Here is a 15,068-nt window from a genome sequence, read left to right as displayed (position 1 = left end):
GCTTCAGCGGCCCAGGGCGTTGATGTCCGCCGGGTCGAGCAGCACCTTCGGCGCACCGTGCCGCGCCACGGCCAGCATCGCCCGGCCCACCTTCTCGGTCGTCGTCACCTTGTCGGGCCACAGCCGGTACGCGAGCCCGAGGACCGGCTTGAGCACCATGATCGCGGCCTGGTAGAGCGGCGTCTTCGAACGCACGCCGTGCAGCGGCTGGATCATGCCGGGACGGAACATGTAGGCGGCCTTGAACGGCAACTTCAGCAAGGCGTTTTCGGTGGCGCCCTTCACGCGCGCCCACATGCTGCTGCCGCGCTCGCTGCTGTCGGTGCCCGCACCCGTCACGTAGGTGAAGGTCATGCCCGGGTTGAGCCGCGCGAGCACCGTGGCCGCGGCCATCGTGAGGTCGTAGGTGATGCGCTTGTAGTCGGCCTCTTTCATGCCGACCGACGACACGCCAAGGCAGAAGAAACAGGCATCGAAGCCCTGCAGCTGCGGCTCGAAGCCGCTGTAGTCGGCCATGTTTGGGATGACCAGGTCCTGCAGCTTCGGGTGCTGCTGCCCGGTGGCTCTTCGGCCGACCGCGACCACGCGCGCCACGTCGGGCGCAAGCAGGCATTCGCGCAGCACGCCCTGCCCCACCATGCCGGTGGCGCCAAAGATCAGGATGTTCATGGCAGGGAGCGCGCGGTTCAGACCGCGAATTCAGCGGGGCGCTTCTCGAGCACTGCCAGCAGCAGGTCGACGTCGAGGCTGGAAGGCTGCGGCGCCTGCAGCGCGCCGAGCATGCGCGAGAGCGTCTCGGCATGCGGCAGCAAAGGGCCCAGAAAGCGCGTGCCGTCGACACCGGCGATCAGCAATGTCGGAAAGGTCTCGACGTCGAAGGCATCGGCAATCTCGGCGTGGTCTTCGATGTCGACCCAGGCAAAGCGGAACTGCGGATGCGCCCGCGCCACCTGCTCGAGCAGCGGCCGGTAGTCGCGGCAGGTGCCGCACCATTCGGCGCACAGGCACACGACCCATGGCGCATCGCGGGCCGGCTCGGCGGAATCGGGGGCGGCGGGAAGAGCGCTCAAAGCTGATGCGGTGAAGGTGTGAATACGGAGCCGGGATGGCCCGGCGGGAGGGTCGTGGCTATTATGGACAAAGCGCTCCCGGCGCTCAGGAGGCTCGCCCGATGAACACCACGACTGCCCCGGAATCTGCCGTCGATCCGCGACGTTTCAAGAGCTTTGCGGAGTTCTATCCGTTCTACCTGACCGAGCACGCCAACCGCACCTGCCGGCGCCTGCACTTCATTGGCTCGACGATTTCGCTGCTGTGCCTGGTGGCGCTGATCGTCACGCTCAACCCGCTCTGGCTCCTGGCCGGGCTGGTCGCGGGCTACGGCTTTGCCTGGGTCGGGCACTTCGGCTTCGAGAAGAACAGGCCCGCGTCGTTCAAGCGCCCGCTCTACAGCTTCATGGGCGACTGGGCGATGTACCGCGACATCTGGCTGGGCAAGGTGAAGATCTGACCGCTATTAAATCAATAGCACATCGCCCAGGCGCAGCGAGTGCAGCGGGCCTTTTTGCCACAGGTCTTCGAGCGGTTCGGCGCGCGGCATCAGCAACTCCTTGAGAAGCGGCTCGATGGGCGTGGACGGGTCGGCCAGCAGCACGTAGCGCGGGTCTTCGTCGGCGGTCTCTTCGGCAAGCGGCGCAATCCAGTCGAGCATCACCAGCGTTTCGAGCACCGGCACCAGCTGCAGCGTGTCGACGCGCATGTGGGCGACAAGCTCGGCGGCCCCCATGCCCTTGGCCGGCGTGGCGCGAGCCCGCGCCAGGTGCTGCAGCACCTCCATCGCCAATTGCAGCGGCCATCCGGCCCGGCCGCCGCGGCGCGCAACGCCGGTCAAGAGGCTCGGCAGATAGGCCGCGATCACGGCGCCCAGCAGCACGATGACCCAGGCCACGTAGATCCACACGAGCAGGATCGGCACCGTGGCAAAGGCGCCGTAGAGCACCGAATAGGTCGGCACCAGGCTCAGGTAGTAGCCCAGCACGCGCTTGGCAATTTCGATGGCGGCCGCCACGAAGATGCCGCCGGCCCAGGCGTGCGCCCAGCGCACATTGGTGTTGGGCACATAGTGGTAGAGCGACGCCATGCCGCCCGCGAGCAGCACGACTTCGAAGGTGTCGAAGAACAGCTTGAGGATGCTGCCGCCCATCACGTCGCGCGACGCGGCGAACACGTATGAAGTGGTCGAGAGGCTCACCGCCAGGATCAGCGGGCCGAGCGTGATGGCGGCCCAGTAGATCAGCACGCGCTGCGCAAAAGGCCGGGGCGAACGCACGCGCCAGATGTTGTTGAGCGTCTTGTCGATGGTGAGGATCAGCGCAATGGCGGTGATCAGGAGCACCACCAGGCCCGCGATGCCCAGGCCGCCGGCCTTGCTGGAGAACTGGTTCAGGTAGCCCAGCACCTGGCGCGCGATGTTGTCGGGAATCAGGCTCTCGATGAGCCAGCGCTGCAGCCGTCCCTGCAGCTTGGCGAACATCGGGAACACGGTAAAAAGCGCCAGCGCCACCGTAAAGAACGGCACCATGGCAATGGTGGTGGTGAAGGTAAGGCTGCTGGCCGTCAGGCCGAGCCGGTCTTCCCGGAAACGCTCACCCAGCACCGCCGCGGTGTTGCCCCACGGAAAGCGCGAAAGATCCCTCCAGAGCTGCTGACGATTCATGGCCGGTATCATAAGAACCCGAACCCTCTTCTCGTCTTCGCACGCTTCGTGTCGCCAGTTCCGCGGTGTCCAATCCATGCAAACCATCACACCGCACGCCTCTTCTTCCGTCAGCACCACCCGATGGCTTGCCGTGGGCAGCCTCGCCGGACTCATCGTGCTGGGCCTGGCCTGGGAGCTGTGGCTGGCGCCGCTGCGGCCGGGCGGCTCGCTGCTGGCGCTCAAGGTGCTGCCGCTGGTCATTCCACTCGCGGGGCTCTACAAGAACCGCATGTACACCTACCGCTGGGTCAGCCTGATGGTCTGGCTCTATTTCACCGAGGGCGTGGTGCGCGCCTGGAGCGACACCAACGGCGTGGGCCAAGTGCTCGCGCTCATCGAGGTGCTGCTGTGCCTTGCGCTCTTCACGGCCTGCGCATTGCACGTCCGGCTGCGCCTGCGCAACGCCAAGGCTGCCCGCCAACTGGAGGCTTCCACCCCATGACTTCTTCTCCCTTGATCGACCAGCTGCGCGCCATCGTGGGTGCGCAACACGTGCTGAACGAAGGCGATCTCACCGCCTACGAACAGGACTGGCGCAAGCGCGCACGCGGCAAGTCGCTGGCCGTGGTGCGGCCCGCCAATGCGCAACAGGTGGCCGACGTGGTCAAGGCCTGCGCCGCGGCCGGCACGGCCATCGTGCCGCAAGGCGGCAACACCGGCCTGGCGGTCGGCTCCATTCCCGACGACAGCGGCACGCAGGTGGTGCTGAGCCTGCAGCGGCTGAACGCGATTCGCACCGTCGATGCGGCCAACCTCACGATGACCGTGGAAGCCGGCTGCATCCTGCAGACCCTGCAAGAGACGGCCGAGAAGCAGGGCTACCTGTTTCCGCTGAGCCTTGCGGCCGAAGGCAGCTGCACCATCGGCGGCAACCTGGCCACCAACGCCGGCGGCACGCAGGTGGTCCGCTACGGCAACACGCGCGAGCTGTGCCTGGGCCTCGAAGTGGTCACGCCGCAGGGCGAGATCTGGGAGGGCACCAGCGGCCTGCGCAAGGACAACACCGGCTACGACCTGCGCGACCTGATGATCGGCAGCGAAGGCACGCTCGGCATCATCACCGCGGCGACGATGAAGCTCTACCCGCTGCCCGCGGCGCAGCTCACAGCCTGGGCCGCGGTGCCCTCGCTCGATCACGCGGTCACGCTGCTGGGCCTTGCGCACAAGCACCTGGGCTCGGGCCTCACGGGCTTCGAAGTGATGGGCAGGTTTGCATTGAGCCTGGTCGACAAGCACATGCCGCAACTGCGCGTTCCCTTCATCGGCGACGAGGCCGTGCCCTATTGCGTTTTGCTGGAGAACTCCGACAGCGAGTCCGAAGACCATGCGCGCGCGCGCTTCGAGGCGCTGCTCGAAACCGCATTCGAAGACGGCTGCGTGACCGATGCAGTGGTGGCCGAGAACCTTGCGCAGGCGCATCAGCTCTGGCACATCCGCGAGAGCATTCCCCTCGCGCAGGCCGAAGAGGGCTTGAACATCAAGCACGACATCTCGATTCCCGTCTCCAGCATCCCCGCCTTCGTGGCCGAGACCGACGCCCTGCTGGCACGCGAGATCGCCGGCGTGCGGCTGGTGAACTTCGGCCACCTGGGCGACGGCAACCTGCACTACAACGTGCAGGCGCCCGAGAACATCGACACCAAGGCTTTCCTGAAGAACGAGGAAGAGCGGATCAACACGCTGGTGTACGACGCCGTCGAGAAGTTCGGCGGCTCGTTCTCGGCCGAGCACGGCGTGGGTTCGCTCAAGGTCGACAAGCTCGAAAAACACAAGTCGCCTGTGGCGCTGGAAATGATGCGCGCGATCAAGCGCGGGCTCGATCCGCAGAACATCCTGAACCCGGGCCGCGTGATCCGCGTGTAGCTTCGCTCTTTCTCCCTCCCCTTCCGGGGGAGGGTCGGGGTGGGGGCACGACGGCAGCCGCCCCCATCCCAACCTTCCCCCAAAGGGGGAAGGAGCAAGAAAGCAATCAGTCCGTAAAATTCGAACACCCCGGTCCCGACACCTCTCCCCATGACCTCCACGCCTGCCCGCCCCATCCGCTCCCAGTACGAAGACTTCATGCGCCACGTGGACACCCATGGCGTCCACAAGAGCGACCGCACGGGCACGGGCACCAAGAGCGTGTTCGGCCACCAGATGCGCTTCGACCTGAACGAAGGTTTTCCGCTGGTCACCACCAAGAAGGTGCACCTGCGGTCCATCATTCAGGAGCTGCTGTGGTTCTTGACCGGCTCCAGCAACAACAACTGGCTCAAGGAGCGCGGCGTCACCATCTGGGACGAATGGGCGCGCGAGGACGGCGACCTGGGCCCGGTGTACGGCGTGCAATGGCGCAGCTGGCCCACGCCCGATGGCGGCCACATCGACCAGATCTCCGAAGTCATCAAGACCCTGAAGACCAACCCCGATTCGCGCCGCATCATCGTCAGTGCATGGAACGTGGCCGAGCTCTCGAAGATGGCGCTCATGCCCTGCCATGCGTTCTTCCAGTTCTACGTGGCGCCGCCGCAGGCACCGGGCGAGCGCGGCAAGCTCAGCTGCCAGCTCTATCAGCGCAGCGCCGACATCTTCCTTGGCGTGCCCTTCAACATCGCGAGCTACGCGCTGCTCACGCACATGATGGCGCAGCAGTGCGATCTCGACGTGGGCGACTTCATCTGGACCGGCGGCGACTGCCACATCTACAGCAACCACGCCGAACAGGTGGCGCTGCAACTGAGCCGTGCGCCCTACCCGTATCCCACGCTCCACATCAAGCGCAAGCCGGCTTCGATCTTCGACTACCAGTACGAAGACTTCGAAGTGCTCGACTACAAGCACCACGAGGCCATCAAGGCGCCCGTGGCGGTGTGAGCGGACCGTTCGGCCTCATGAACACATCACCGCGCATCAATCTCATCTTCGCCCGCGCCGCCAATGGCGTGATCGGTGCCAACGGCACCATGCCCTGGCACCTGCCCGAAGACCTGGCGCACTTCAAGCGGACGACCGGCGGCGCGCCCGTCATCATGGGCCGCAAGACCTGGGACTCGCTTCCGCCGCGGTTCCGTCCCTTGCCAGGCCGGCGCAACATCGTCGTCACGCGGCAGGACGACTGGAAAGCCGAAGGCGCGCAGCGCGCGGGCAATCTTCAAGAGGCGCTCTCGCTGTGCGAAGAATCGCAGGTGCCCGACGTATGGATCATCGGCGGTGCGCAGATCTATGCCGAGGCCGAGCCGCTGGCACAGCAAGCTGTCGTCACCGAGATTGCGCGCGACTACGAAGGCGATGCGCATGCGCCGGAACTCTCTGCCTCCGAGTGGCGCGAGACGAGTCGCGAATCGCACGTCTCGGCCAAGGAAGGCCTCGATTACAGCTTCGTGACGTACGAACGAGTCGGTTCATCAAAGCATGAGCGGTAACGCGGCGTAGCGCGCCCTCGATCGCATCGGCGGCACCCGATACCGGTAACCAGCGAAGACCCCGCAATCGGCCTGCCCTGAAAATTGGCACCTTCGTTTTCGGCCGCAGCGGCAGGACAACACTTCGGTACACATGCAAAGGTAATGTGCACTGCAGGGACTAGGCACAACTGCGAATTTTTCCGCAAAATGCACGTCCATATCTAGACAAGGAGACGGCTCATGTCCATGGAGTTTCTTCGGGTCCTCGCCGAGCAGAGATTGCCATACGTCGTCCATACGCCAGCCGACATCGACAGGCTGCGCGTGCTGCGGGCCGCCGAGCTGGTGACCGCTTTCATTCCTCCCACCACCAGCCACGCGCCCGACGATCGTGCGATCCGTCATCTCGCCCAGGTGGAATCGATCACTGCCAAGGGCAAGCTGGCGCTGAACAAAGCCACCTCGGCCTTCATCGAACTCTGACCTGACTTCGGCGCATCGCCAAGCGCTTCGATTGGGGCGCGGCGTCAGCGCTTGCGTGCACGCGCACTGCTTGCTTCGAACCCCAGCATCTTCATTGCGGCGCCCGGACTCTTCGCCGCCTTTGCATAGCCGGCCCACGGCTCGTTGCCCCGATCGAGCCGGGCATGGATGTTTCGCAGCGTCCACTGCGCGCCGCTCGCGAGCGTGGGAACCTCCTGCCACTCCACCGGCACCGACACGCCCATTCCGGGCCGAGCCCTCACCGACCACGCGCAGACGGTGGTCGCGCCGAAACCATTGCGCAAGTAGTCGATGAAGATGCGGCCGACGCGATTGCTCGGCCCGCTCTTCGCCACGAACATCTGCGGCAAGGTGCGGGCCATGTGCTGCACGATGGCCTGCGAAAAATCCTTCACGGTGTCCCAGTCGTACTGCCGCTTCAGCGGCACCACCACGTGGAGGCCTTTGCCCCCGCTCGTCTTGCAGAAGGAAGGCAGGCCGAGCTCGTCGAGCACCACGCGCATCAGCTCGGCCGCCTGTTGCACGGTGGGCCAGCCGACGCCCTCGCCCGGATCGAGGTCGAAGGTCATGCGGTCGGGTTTTCCGATGAGTGTCTTCACGCCGTTCCAGGTGTGGAACTCGATGACGTTCATCTGCGCAGCGCTCAAGAGGCCGAGCGGGCCCGCCACTTCGATCAGCTCGGGATGCGCGGGCCACAGCGCCGGATCGAGTTGACGCACGCCCGCCATCTGCCCCTCTTCGAGATGCTTCTGGAAGAAAAGCTGGCCCTTGATGCCCTGCGGCGCGCGCACGAAGGACACCGGCCGGCCCTTGAGGTGCTCCATCATCAGCGGCGCGACCAGTCCGTAGAAGCGCACCACCTCCACCTTCGTGATGCCGGTGGACGGATCGACGACGCGATCGGCATGCGAGACCTTGAAGTTGGCGGGCATCGTGGCGGCGGGTGCGGGTCCGGCCTCGGGTTCGCGGTCCGCACCCGCCTGGTGAACCGGCTTCTCGCGGATGATGGCCTTTGCCGGCTTGTCGGTGCGCACGCTGTGGAACACCGGGTGGCGCACATGGCCGTCCTTGGTCCATTCGGAAAAAGTAACCTCGGCCAGCAGCGCCGGCTTGACCCAGTGCGCGCGGCGATCGTTCTCGGTGGGGTTCTTGAACGGCCGCTTGCCGATGCCAAGCGGCTTCAGCCTTTCGAGCATGTCGACCAGCGTGCGGCCATTGAAGCCGGCGCCCACCGCACCCGCGTAGATGAGGTCGCCCTTCTCGTCGTGCACGCCGATCAGCAACGCCCCAATGCCCACCCGCGAGCCCTTGGGATCGGTATAGCCGCCGATGACGAACTCCTGCCGCAACGAGCACTTGAGCTTGATCCAGTCGGGCGAGCGCCGCGATGCATAACCGCTGTTCTTTCTCTTGCCGATGACGCCCTCGAGCCCGATCTTGCAGGCCGAGGCGACGATGTCCTGGGGCGGCGCATCGAAGATGTCGCTGAAGCGGATTTCCGGCGGCGCCTTGGCAAGCAGCGTCTCGAGCAGCGCGCGGCGCTCGACCAGCGGCACGCGGGTGAGATCGAAGCCGCCGTAGTACGGCAGGTCGAAAAGAAAAAAGACGATGTTGCGTGTCTTGTCGGTGTCGAACGCGTTCTGCAGCGCCTGAAAGTCGGTGCCGCCGGATTCGTTGAGCACCACCACCTCGCCATCGAGCCAGCCCGGCTTGAGCTTCATGCGTTCGATGGCGTGCACCAGGTGCGGCATGCGGCTGCTCCAGTCGTGGCCGTTGCGCGTGAAGAGCTGCACGCCTTTCGCATCGACGCGGGCGAGCAGCCTGTAGCCGTCGAACTTGATCTCGAAGATCCAGTTCTGCGGATCGGGCGGCGGGCCATCGACCAGCGTGGCGAGGAGCGGCGAGAGCCTGGCCGGCATGGCAGCTTTCACCGCATCGGCGGGCATGCCTCGCACAGCCGCCTTGCCGCGTTTTGCCGGCGAAGTCGCAGCAGCAACAGCAACAGCAGCAGGCGCCGCGGCAACCGGCTCGGGCATCGGCAGCTTGGCCACGCTGTCCGGAAACTGGTCCACCACGCTGAACTCGGCCGCCGGACGGGCATAGCCGTCGTGCTCCTTGATCAGGAGCCACGCATCCTGCTTGTCGTCTTTCTTATGCATGCGCACCAGCGCCCATTTGCCGCGCAGCTTGTAGCCGTGCAGTTCGAACTTCAGGTGCCCTTCCTTGTAGCCCTTGCGCGCATCGCCGAGCGGGGTCCAGGTGCCCTTGTCCCAGATGATCACCTTGCCCGCGCCGTACTGTTTGGGCGGTATCTCGCCTTCGAACTGGTTGTAGGAGATCGGGTGGTCCTCGACGTGCACGGCCATCCGCTTGTCGTGCGTGTCGTAGCTCGGCCCCTTGGGCACCGCCCAGCTTTTCATGGCGCCATCGAGCTCGATGCGAAAGTCGTAGTGCAGCCGGGTCGCCCAGTGCTTCTGCACCACGAACTGCAGCGTGCCAGGCGCCGATGCGCCCCCTTCCTCCGGCTCGGGCGTGACGCCGAAGTTGCGCTTCTCCTTGTAGCGCTTCAGCGGGTTTGCGCGCGCCATGGTGCGTCGGCCTCCGCACCGCCTTGCGGATGGCTTGCCGCATGGCGTTCGAGAAGCAGGTAGAGCACGATGCCCCCGCCCAGCGGCAGCAGGTAGTAAAGCGCGCGGTAGGCCAGCACGGCGCCCATCAGCGCACCCTGGCGCACGCTGCCCGAGAGCAGCGCCAGGTACACGGCCTCCAGGACGCCGAGCCCGGCGGGAATCGGCGTGATCACGCCGACGATGGCCGCGGCCAGCAGAACGCTCAGCGTGGTTGCATACGGCACCTGGCGGCCGAGCAGCAGGTACATGGCGCAGCCCATCAGCGCCCAGTTGGCGGTGGAGAGCGTGAGCTGCATGAGCGCGAGCTTGGCGGAAGGCAGCCTCAGCCGCCGCCCTCGCACCTGCCATTGCCGCCCGCGCGAAAAAGCGCAGGCCAACACGTAGGCCGCCGCGAGAAGGATCATCACCACGCCCAGGGCGCGCAGTGCGTCCGCCCCGATGCTCGCCTGGCGCGGCGGCGCGATGACGCCGGCCGCGAACAGGCCGCCGGCCAGGAGCCCGTAGCCGAGCCAGTTGGTCGCCAGGCTGACACCCACGATCTGCGCCACCACGGTTTCATCGAGGCCGGCGCGCGCGTAGAGCCGCGCGCGCAGCGCAACGCCACCGACCAGCGAACCCAGGTTGAGATTGAAGGCATAGCTGGCGACGGCGATGGCCCAGGTGCGCCAGCGCGGCACCCGGTGGCGGGTGTGCTGCCGGCCGATCAGGTCGTAGCAGCCGTAGAGCGCATGGCTTGCGGTTGCAATCCCGAGCACCCCGAGCAGCAGCGTCGCCGGATAGCGCTGCAGCGCCTCCCATGCGCCCGCCCAGTCGACCTTGTGCGCATGCGACAGCAGCAGCCCGAGCACCGCAACCCCCACCAGCGGCAGCACCCATCGGCGGCAGCGTCGCCAGAGCGAAGGCCTGTGGGCCGAGCGGGCGGCCGCAGAGAGCGTGGACGCATCGTGGTTCATGACCGGCCCCGCAGAATCGAGAACAGCGCCGCCAGATCGAGCGGCTTGAGCAGGTGATGGTCGAAGCCCGCCCTTGCGATGCGCTCTCTGTCGCCGCGCTGTCCCCAACCGGTCAATGCGACGAGGACCAGCCCGGCAAGTGCGGGATCGGCGCGCAGCTTCTCGGCCAGTTCGCAGCCGTCCATGCCCGGCATGCCGATGTCCAGAATGGCAAGCCCGGGCCGCGGGCCGTCGGCGATCATGCGCAGCGCGGCATCGCCGCTGTAGGCCACACGCGTCGAAGCGCCAAGCGAGCGCAGCAGATCGCCGAGCGCATCGGCCGCATCCCGGTTGTCGTCGACGATCAGCACCGTGCCCGGCAACGATGTAGGCCAGCCGCGAATGGCTGGCAATGGCGCCTGGGGCACGCCCGCCTCGAGCCGCGTGAGCGGCAGGCGCACGCAGAACATCGCGCCGCAGCCGAGCCCGTCGCTCTTCGCCTCCACGCTGCCGCCATGGAGTTCGACCAGGCTCTTGACCAGGGTCAGCCCGATGCCCAGCCCCCCTTGCGCCGCCTTGGAGGTGCCGCTCACCTGCACGAACATCTCGAAGATCGACTTCAGCATCTCGGGCGCAATGCCCGTGCCGTTGTCCCACACTTCGACCACGGCGCTGCGCCCTTCCTCGCGAAGAACGATGCGGATCTTTCCACCGGGCGCGGTGTACTTTGCGGCGTTGTTCAGCAGGTTCGAAAAAACCTGCGTGAGGCGAACGCCGTCGCCCCGCACCACCAGCGGCTGGCGGCACAGCTCCACGCTCAATGTGTGGCTGGAGCCTTCGAGCAAAGGGCGGCTCAGCTCGATGGCATCCTTGATCACCGCTTCGAGCGCGACGGCTTCCATGCGCAGCTCGATCTTTCCGCGCGTGATGCGCGAGACCTCCATCAGGTCGTTCACGAGCCGCACCATGTGCTCGATCTGCCGGCCCATGAGCTCGTAGTAGCGCTGGGCCTCCGCATGCTCGTGCGGCTTTCGCATCAAGAGGGTCAGCGCGGTGCTCATGGGGGCGAGCGGGTTGCGCAGTTCGTGCGCCAGTGTGGCAAGGAACTCGGTCTTGCGCTGGTCCGACTCGCGCAGGCCATCGAGCAGGTCGCGCAGCTGGTACTGCCGGTTGCGCGCCCGCAGAGCCGTGCGAACCGTGCTGATCAGCGAGGCCACGCGCATCGGCCGTTCGATCACCGTAACGTTCGCGAGCCGGTCCATGGCCGCGGCGATGACCGGCGAGTCGGCGCCCTGGCGGGCCAGGATGAGCACCGGCAGATCGGACCAGGGGGGCTGCGCGGCCAGCGCTTCGGTCAACGCGGCGGCAGCCGGATCGGACAGCACTTCTTCCGCCAGCATGATGGCACCGGCACCTTCCTGGAGCCCACGCACCAGTTCGCACAAGTTTGCGCAGATATGCGCGGTGACCTGCGCACGTCCCAGCACGGCGCTCGCCATGAAAGCATCCCTGGAGGTCGCGGTGCGCAACAGGATGCGCTGCTCGACGGATGCGGGTAGCGAGCTCACGATGCGGGATGCACGCCGTCGATGGGAATGGGGATACCCGTCAGGATGCCTCGGAAATTGCGCAGCGGCTCGCCTACGTGCAGGCCCGTGGATGTCATGGAGAAATCGCGGATGGTCCGCTCGTGCGCACCGCCGCGCTTCTTCAGCACCGAGATCGCCTGGCGCACTTCGCCGTCGAGCTCGAAGTAGCGCAGCAGCACCACGGCGTCCGCCAGGTAGCTCGCATCCACGGGCGTCTGCATCTGCATGCCGATGAGGCCGTGCTGCGCGCCCACCAGCAGCGTGGCGACGCCGGCCTGCCCCAGATAGGAAAGCAGCTCGTGGAGCTGCGCGATCAAAAAGCGCTCGTCGGGCATGGCGTTGAGATAGCCGTTGAGGCTGTCGATCACCACCACCGCCGCACCCGACTCGACCACCGCCAGCCGGATCAGGTGCACGAACTCGCCCGGAGACAGCTCCGCAGGGTCGACCTGCCGCACCTTGATGCGCCCGGCTTCGATGTGCGGCGCCAGGTCCATGCCCATGCTTTCGCAGCGCGTGCGCAGCGTATGAATGCTCTCGTCGAAGATGAAGAGGGCCGCGCATTCGCCGCGCTGCGCCGCAGCCAGCGCAAACTGGACCGCGACCGTCGACTTGCCGGTGCCCGGCGCGCCGACGAACAGCGTGCTCGTGCCCCGCTCGATGCCGCCGCCCAGCAAGGCATCGAGTGAATCGATACCGCTGGGAATTCGCGCCTGCGACAGCTCCGACGCATGTTCGGCCGCCACCAGGCGAGGGAACACACGCAGCCCGCCACGCTCGATGCGGTAGTCGTGATAGCCACCCCGAAACTGCTGGCCCCGGTATTTGGTGACGACCAGCCGGCGCCGCGCGGCGCCGTAGTCGGAGCTGATCTGCTCCAGGCGCAAGACGGCGTGGGCAATGCTCTGCACCTGCAGGTCGTGCTTCATGGCGGTCATGTCGTCGAGCAGCAGCACGGTGCATTGGCGGCCCGCAAAGAATTGCTTGAGCGCAAGAATCTGCCGCCTGTAGCGCAGGGAACTGCCCGCCAGGAGGCGCAACTCGGAGAGCGAATCGAACACCACCCGGGACGGCTTGAGCACGTCGACGTCCGACAGGATCCTCAACGTCGTCTCGCTGAGCTCGACCTCGGAGGGATGGAACATCGTGTACTGCTCGTCGGGTTCGAGCGCGGCTTCCGTTGGAAGCATCTCGCGCACTTCGATGCCACCGAGGTCCCATCCATGGGAATGCGCCACGCCGCGCAGTTCGCGTCCCGTTTCCGAAAGGGTGACGTACAGCACCGATTCGCCCCGCTTCGCCCCTTCGATCAGGAATTGAAGTGCGATGGTGGTCTTGCCGGCGCCGGGCGTACCTTCGACGAGGTAGAGGCGATTGGACGTGAGCCCGCCGCCAAGAACATCGTCGAGCCCCGGCACGCCCACCTGCATCAGGCTTTCCTGCATGACCGACCCGGCCGCGCCGTCGAGTTTCATTTCTTCCTCCGTCGTACGGACAGGCGAACTTTTCTGCCCTGTTCTCCCCGCCAACCGCGGCGAAAAGGCTCCGCAGGCCAAGCCGCCTCTGCCACCCGAGGGTTCTATCAAGGCGCTGCGGCGGCGGTTGTAGGGAATCGCCGTTCTTCGCAAGAAGACAAAGCCACTGCGCCGGGTTGCGGATCAGGACTTGTCGGGCGTCTTGCGCTCGGCGTCGCCACGATCCTCGAGCTTCCTGTTCTCGACCTTTTTCATCATTGCCTCGCCCTCGGGGTCGGTTCCGTCCGTGGGCACGGACTCTTCCTGGGTGATTTCAGGTTCGTCGGGGGAACGCTTCGGGCGCGGCGAAGGCGACGGGGATGGTGTGTTCATGGGGCAATCTCCTGAAGGAGCCCCGATGGTGGTGCGGGCGCCGTAGCGCAGCGCTCAGGCAAAGGCGGGTGTCATGGTCAGCGAAGGCCGACGGGCACCCGCGCGCTTCGCGCTTCAGGGAAGGCCAAGGTAGACCCGCAGATCGTCCCTGATGGTGCCGGCGGACGCGACGGCCATGCGCAGCCGCGCCTCGCTGACGCCGAACCACTTCGTCCAGTAGTCGACCTCTTTCAGGTCGGTGATGTCGATTCGCTCATCGTTCTGCGGAACGCGGATCTCCATGTCGTCCGGCATCGGGGTCTCCAAGTGGTTGGGAGACGGCAGTTTCGCAGCCGGAAAATGTCGCCGGGCCGGACGAATGCCATCGTCGATGCAGGACAATTTCTACACGCGCCCTGCGGCTACTCCGCGCGGCCGGCCTTCGGCCTGGCATGCACCAGTTCGAGAAAATGCTCCGCGGGCTTGGTCAGCGGGCGGTCCTTGCGCACCAGGCTGCCGTAGGCTTCGAGCTTCTGGCGGATGCGGTAGCGCACGATGTGAAGCAGCCCGTGCTCGGCGTCCCGGTGCGCCATGGCCTCGGGGACCACCGCGATCATCTGCGAGCGCCGGATCAGGTTGACGGTGGTGAGAATGGAGCCCGTCTCGATCAGCCCCTTGGGCAGCGGCGCGTGATGATCGCGAAACTCGTGCTCGATCAGGTCGCGCATCGGGCTGCCGGCCGGCTGCAGTATCCAGGGGTAGTCCAGCAGCATCTCGAACTCCACCTTGCGCTTGCGCGCCAGCGGATGGTCGTTGCCCACCACCACCGCAAGTCCCTCGTCCTCGATGGCCCTGAACACGCAGTCGAAGCCCGGCTGGCTCACCAGCCGGCCGATCACCACTTCGAGCACGCCCTCGCGCAGCTGCGCCAGCAGGCGGTCGCTTGTGTCGACCGCGATCTCCACCGACAGCAGCGGGAACAGCGCCTTCAGGCCGAGCAGCGCCTCGGTCAGGTGTCCGGGTGAGGCGGCCATGATGCTGCCGACCGAGAACCTGCCCGCGCTGCCGAGCCGCAGTTCGCCGAGTTCGCGATTCAGCGCCTCCATGCTGCCGCGAATGCTGCGGAAGTAGCCGGTCACGCGCTCGCCGGCCGGGTTGAGCTGCAGGCCCCGGCCGACGCGGTCGAACAGCGACTGGCCGAGCGCGCTTTCGAGTTCATGGAGCATCTTGGTGGCCGCCGGCTGCGTCAGGCCGAGCTGGCCCGCCGCGGCGCGCAGGGTGCGCCGGTCCTCGATTGCCAGGATGAGGGCGATCTGCCGCATGCGCAGCCGGTTGAGCAACTGGGGCGTGGTGTCCTGCTTGTCGATGGAGCCCATTTTTTGATCACCTCCGGTTATTGATCGATCAAGATCTTTCAGTTTACGAGGATCAATCGCCTGCCTA

16 protein-coding genes are annotated in these 15,068 nt (G+C 66.2%); 6 read left to right on the top strand and 10 right to left on the bottom strand.

Translation table 11 applies throughout. From position 1 onward, the window contains the following. Window positions 1-3: 3 nt before the first annotated feature. Window positions 4-669 (bottom strand): Rossmann-fold NAD(P)-binding domain-containing protein, encoded by a 666-nt coding sequence (locus ACJ7Z0_RS24310; protein ID WP_434791880.1) that lies wholly within the window; start codon window positions 667-669, stop codon window positions 4-6. Window positions 670-686: 17 nt separating this feature from the next. Then, window positions 687-1,070 carry a thioredoxin family protein gene (locus tag ACJ7Z0_RS24305; RefSeq protein ID WP_434791879.1) on the bottom strand — a complete coding sequence of 128 codons (384 nt, stop codon included), beginning with the start codon at window positions 1,068-1,070 and terminating at the stop codon, window positions 687-689. 101 nt (window positions 1,071-1,171) lie between these two features. On the opposite strand from ACJ7Z0_RS24305, the gene ACJ7Z0_RS24300 reads away from it, so the two are divergent. Then, window positions 1,172-1,510: an Mpo1-like protein gene (locus ACJ7Z0_RS24300; RefSeq protein ID WP_093012237.1), complete on the top strand. Its 339-nt coding sequence runs from the start codon at window positions 1,172-1,174 to the stop codon at window positions 1,508-1,510. A gap of 6 nt (window positions 1,511-1,516) precedes the next feature. On the opposite strand, the gene ACJ7Z0_RS24295 is transcribed toward ACJ7Z0_RS24300, so the two are convergent. After that, window positions 1,517-2,728, bottom strand: coding sequence for a YihY family inner membrane protein (locus ACJ7Z0_RS24295; RefSeq protein ID WP_434791878.1), 1,212 nt, complete (start codon window positions 2,726-2,728; stop codon window positions 1,517-1,519). 64 nt (window positions 2,729-2,792) lie between these two features. On the opposite strand from ACJ7Z0_RS24295, the gene ACJ7Z0_RS24290 reads away from it, so the two are divergent. The 5 genes from ACJ7Z0_RS24290 to ACJ7Z0_RS24270 all read left to right on the top strand — a co-directional run bounded on the left by ACJ7Z0_RS24290 (window position 2,793) and on the right by ACJ7Z0_RS24270 (window position 6,627). Continuing rightward, window positions 2,793-3,200, top strand: a complete 408-nt coding sequence (locus ACJ7Z0_RS24290; RefSeq protein ID WP_434791877.1) for a DUF2069 domain-containing protein — start codon at window positions 2,793-2,795, stop codon at window positions 3,198-3,200. Next, window positions 3,197-4,621: an FAD-binding oxidoreductase gene (locus tag ACJ7Z0_RS24285; RefSeq protein WP_434791876.1), complete on the top strand. Its 1,425-nt coding sequence runs from the start codon at window positions 3,197-3,199 to the stop codon at window positions 4,619-4,621. Before ACJ7Z0_RS24290 ends, ACJ7Z0_RS24285 begins: the two co-directional genes overlap by 4 nt. 150 nt (window positions 4,622-4,771) lie before the next feature. Continuing rightward, the gene (locus ACJ7Z0_RS24280) at window positions 4,772-5,614 is read left to right on the top strand and encodes a thymidylate synthase (RefSeq protein ID WP_434791875.1); all 843 of its coding nucleotides are present in this window, start codon (window positions 4,772-4,774) and stop codon (window positions 5,612-5,614) included. A 17-nt stretch (window positions 5,615-5,631) separates the two neighbouring features. After that, window positions 5,632-6,162, top strand: a complete 531-nt coding sequence (locus tag ACJ7Z0_RS24275; protein ID WP_434791874.1) for a dihydrofolate reductase — start codon at window positions 5,632-5,634, stop codon at window positions 6,160-6,162. 222 nt (window positions 6,163-6,384) lie between these two features. Further along, window positions 6,385-6,627, top strand: coding sequence for a hypothetical protein (locus ACJ7Z0_RS24270; RefSeq protein ID WP_431123139.1), 243 nt, complete (start codon window positions 6,385-6,387; stop codon window positions 6,625-6,627). A 44-nt stretch (window positions 6,628-6,671) separates the two neighbouring features. On the opposite strand, the gene ligD is transcribed toward ACJ7Z0_RS24270, so the two are convergent. From ligD to ACJ7Z0_RS24235, 7 genes are all read right to left on the bottom strand, one after another. Then, complete coding sequence (gene ligD, locus ACJ7Z0_RS24265) at window positions 6,672-9,236, bottom strand: DNA ligase D (protein ID WP_434791873.1); 2,565 nt, start codon at window positions 9,234-9,236, stop codon at window positions 6,672-6,674. Then, window positions 9,215-10,231, bottom strand: a complete 1,017-nt coding sequence (locus ACJ7Z0_RS24260) for a lysylphosphatidylglycerol synthase domain-containing protein (protein ID WP_434791872.1) — start codon at window positions 10,229-10,231, stop codon at window positions 9,215-9,217. Before ACJ7Z0_RS24260 ends, ligD begins: the two co-directional genes overlap by 22 nt. Next, window positions 10,228-11,778, bottom strand: a complete 1,551-nt coding sequence (locus tag ACJ7Z0_RS24255) for a hybrid sensor histidine kinase/response regulator (protein ID WP_434791871.1) — start codon at window positions 11,776-11,778, stop codon at window positions 10,228-10,230. The genes ACJ7Z0_RS24260 and ACJ7Z0_RS24255 overlap by 4 nt, the downstream gene beginning before the upstream one ends. Then, complete coding sequence (locus tag ACJ7Z0_RS24250; RefSeq protein ID WP_434791870.1) at window positions 11,775-13,274, bottom strand: ATPase domain-containing protein; 1,500 nt, start codon at window positions 13,272-13,274, stop codon at window positions 11,775-11,777. The genes ACJ7Z0_RS24255 and ACJ7Z0_RS24250 overlap by 4 nt, the downstream gene beginning before the upstream one ends. A gap of 183 nt (window positions 13,275-13,457) precedes the next feature. Beyond that, on the bottom strand, window positions 13,458-13,646 hold the full coding sequence (locus tag ACJ7Z0_RS24245) for a hypothetical protein (RefSeq protein WP_434791869.1): 189 nt from the start codon (window positions 13,644-13,646) through the stop codon (window positions 13,458-13,460). A gap of 114 nt (window positions 13,647-13,760) precedes the next feature. Beyond that, complete coding sequence (locus ACJ7Z0_RS24240; RefSeq protein WP_431123152.1) at window positions 13,761-13,940, bottom strand: DUF3606 domain-containing protein; 180 nt, start codon at window positions 13,938-13,940, stop codon at window positions 13,761-13,763. Between the two features lie 107 nt (window positions 13,941-14,047). Next, complete coding sequence (locus ACJ7Z0_RS24235; RefSeq protein ID WP_434791868.1) at window positions 14,048-15,001, bottom strand: LysR family transcriptional regulator; 954 nt, start codon at window positions 14,999-15,001, stop codon at window positions 14,048-14,050. Window positions 15,002-15,068: the final 67 nt, after the last annotated feature.

Source organism: Variovorax palleresanus, from assembly GCF_051144945.1.
Taxonomy (GTDB): Bacteria; Pseudomonadota; Gammaproteobacteria; order Burkholderiales; family Burkholderiaceae_C; genus Variovorax; species Variovorax paradoxus_S.
The sequence above is the reverse complement of the archived record's forward strand: the minus strand, read 5'-3'. Positions and strand labels throughout refer to the sequence as shown.

What these genes read in the sequence shown, in the direction of transcription:
- ACJ7Z0_RS24235 (WP_434791868.1), bottom strand. Translation starts at nt 15,001, where the DNA reads ATGGGCTCCATCGACAAGCAGGACACCACGCCCCAGTTGCTCAACCGG.
- ACJ7Z0_RS24300 (WP_093012237.1), top strand. Translation starts at nt 1,172, where the DNA reads ATGAACACCACGACTGCCCCGGAATCTGCCGTCGATCCGCGACGTTTC.
- ACJ7Z0_RS24290 (WP_434791877.1), top strand. Translation starts at nt 2,793, where the DNA reads ATGCAAACCATCACACCGCACGCCTCTTCTTCCGTCAGCACCACCCGA.
- ACJ7Z0_RS24285 (WP_434791876.1), top strand. Translation starts at nt 3,197, where the DNA reads ATGACTTCTTCTCCCTTGATCGACCAGCTGCGCGCCATCGTGGGTGCG.
- ACJ7Z0_RS24245 (WP_434791869.1), bottom strand. Translation starts at nt 13,646, where the DNA reads ATGAACACACCATCCCCGTCGCCTTCGCCGCGCCCGAAGCGTTCCCCC.
- ACJ7Z0_RS24275 (WP_434791874.1), top strand. Translation starts at nt 5,632, where the DNA reads ATGAACACATCACCGCGCATCAATCTCATCTTCGCCCGCGCCGCCAAT.
- ACJ7Z0_RS24260 (WP_434791872.1), bottom strand. Translation starts at nt 10,231, where the DNA reads ATGAACCACGATGCGTCCACGCTCTCTGCGGCCGCCCGCTCGGCCCAC.
- ACJ7Z0_RS24250 (WP_434791870.1), bottom strand. Translation starts at nt 13,274, where the DNA reads ATGAAACTCGACGGCGCGGCCGGGTCGGTCATGCAGGAAAGCCTGATG.
- ACJ7Z0_RS24295 (WP_434791878.1), bottom strand. Translation starts at nt 2,728, where the DNA reads ATGATACCGGCCATGAATCGTCAGCAGCTCTGGAGGGATCTTTCGCGC.
- ACJ7Z0_RS24280 (WP_434791875.1), top strand. Translation starts at nt 4,772, where the DNA reads ATGACCTCCACGCCTGCCCGCCCCATCCGCTCCCAGTACGAAGACTTC.
- ligD (WP_434791873.1), bottom strand. Translation starts at nt 9,236, where the DNA reads ATGGCGCGCGCAAACCCGCTGAAGCGCTACAAGGAGAAGCGCAACTTC.
- ACJ7Z0_RS24310 (WP_434791880.1), bottom strand. Translation starts at nt 669, where the DNA reads ATGAACATCCTGATCTTTGGCGCCACCGGCATGGTGGGGCAGGGCGTG.
- ACJ7Z0_RS24240 (WP_431123152.1), bottom strand. Translation starts at nt 13,940, where the DNA reads ATGCCGGACGACATGGAGATCCGCGTTCCGCAGAACGATGAGCGAATC.
- ACJ7Z0_RS24270 (WP_431123139.1), top strand. Translation starts at nt 6,385, where the DNA reads ATGTCCATGGAGTTTCTTCGGGTCCTCGCCGAGCAGAGATTGCCATAC.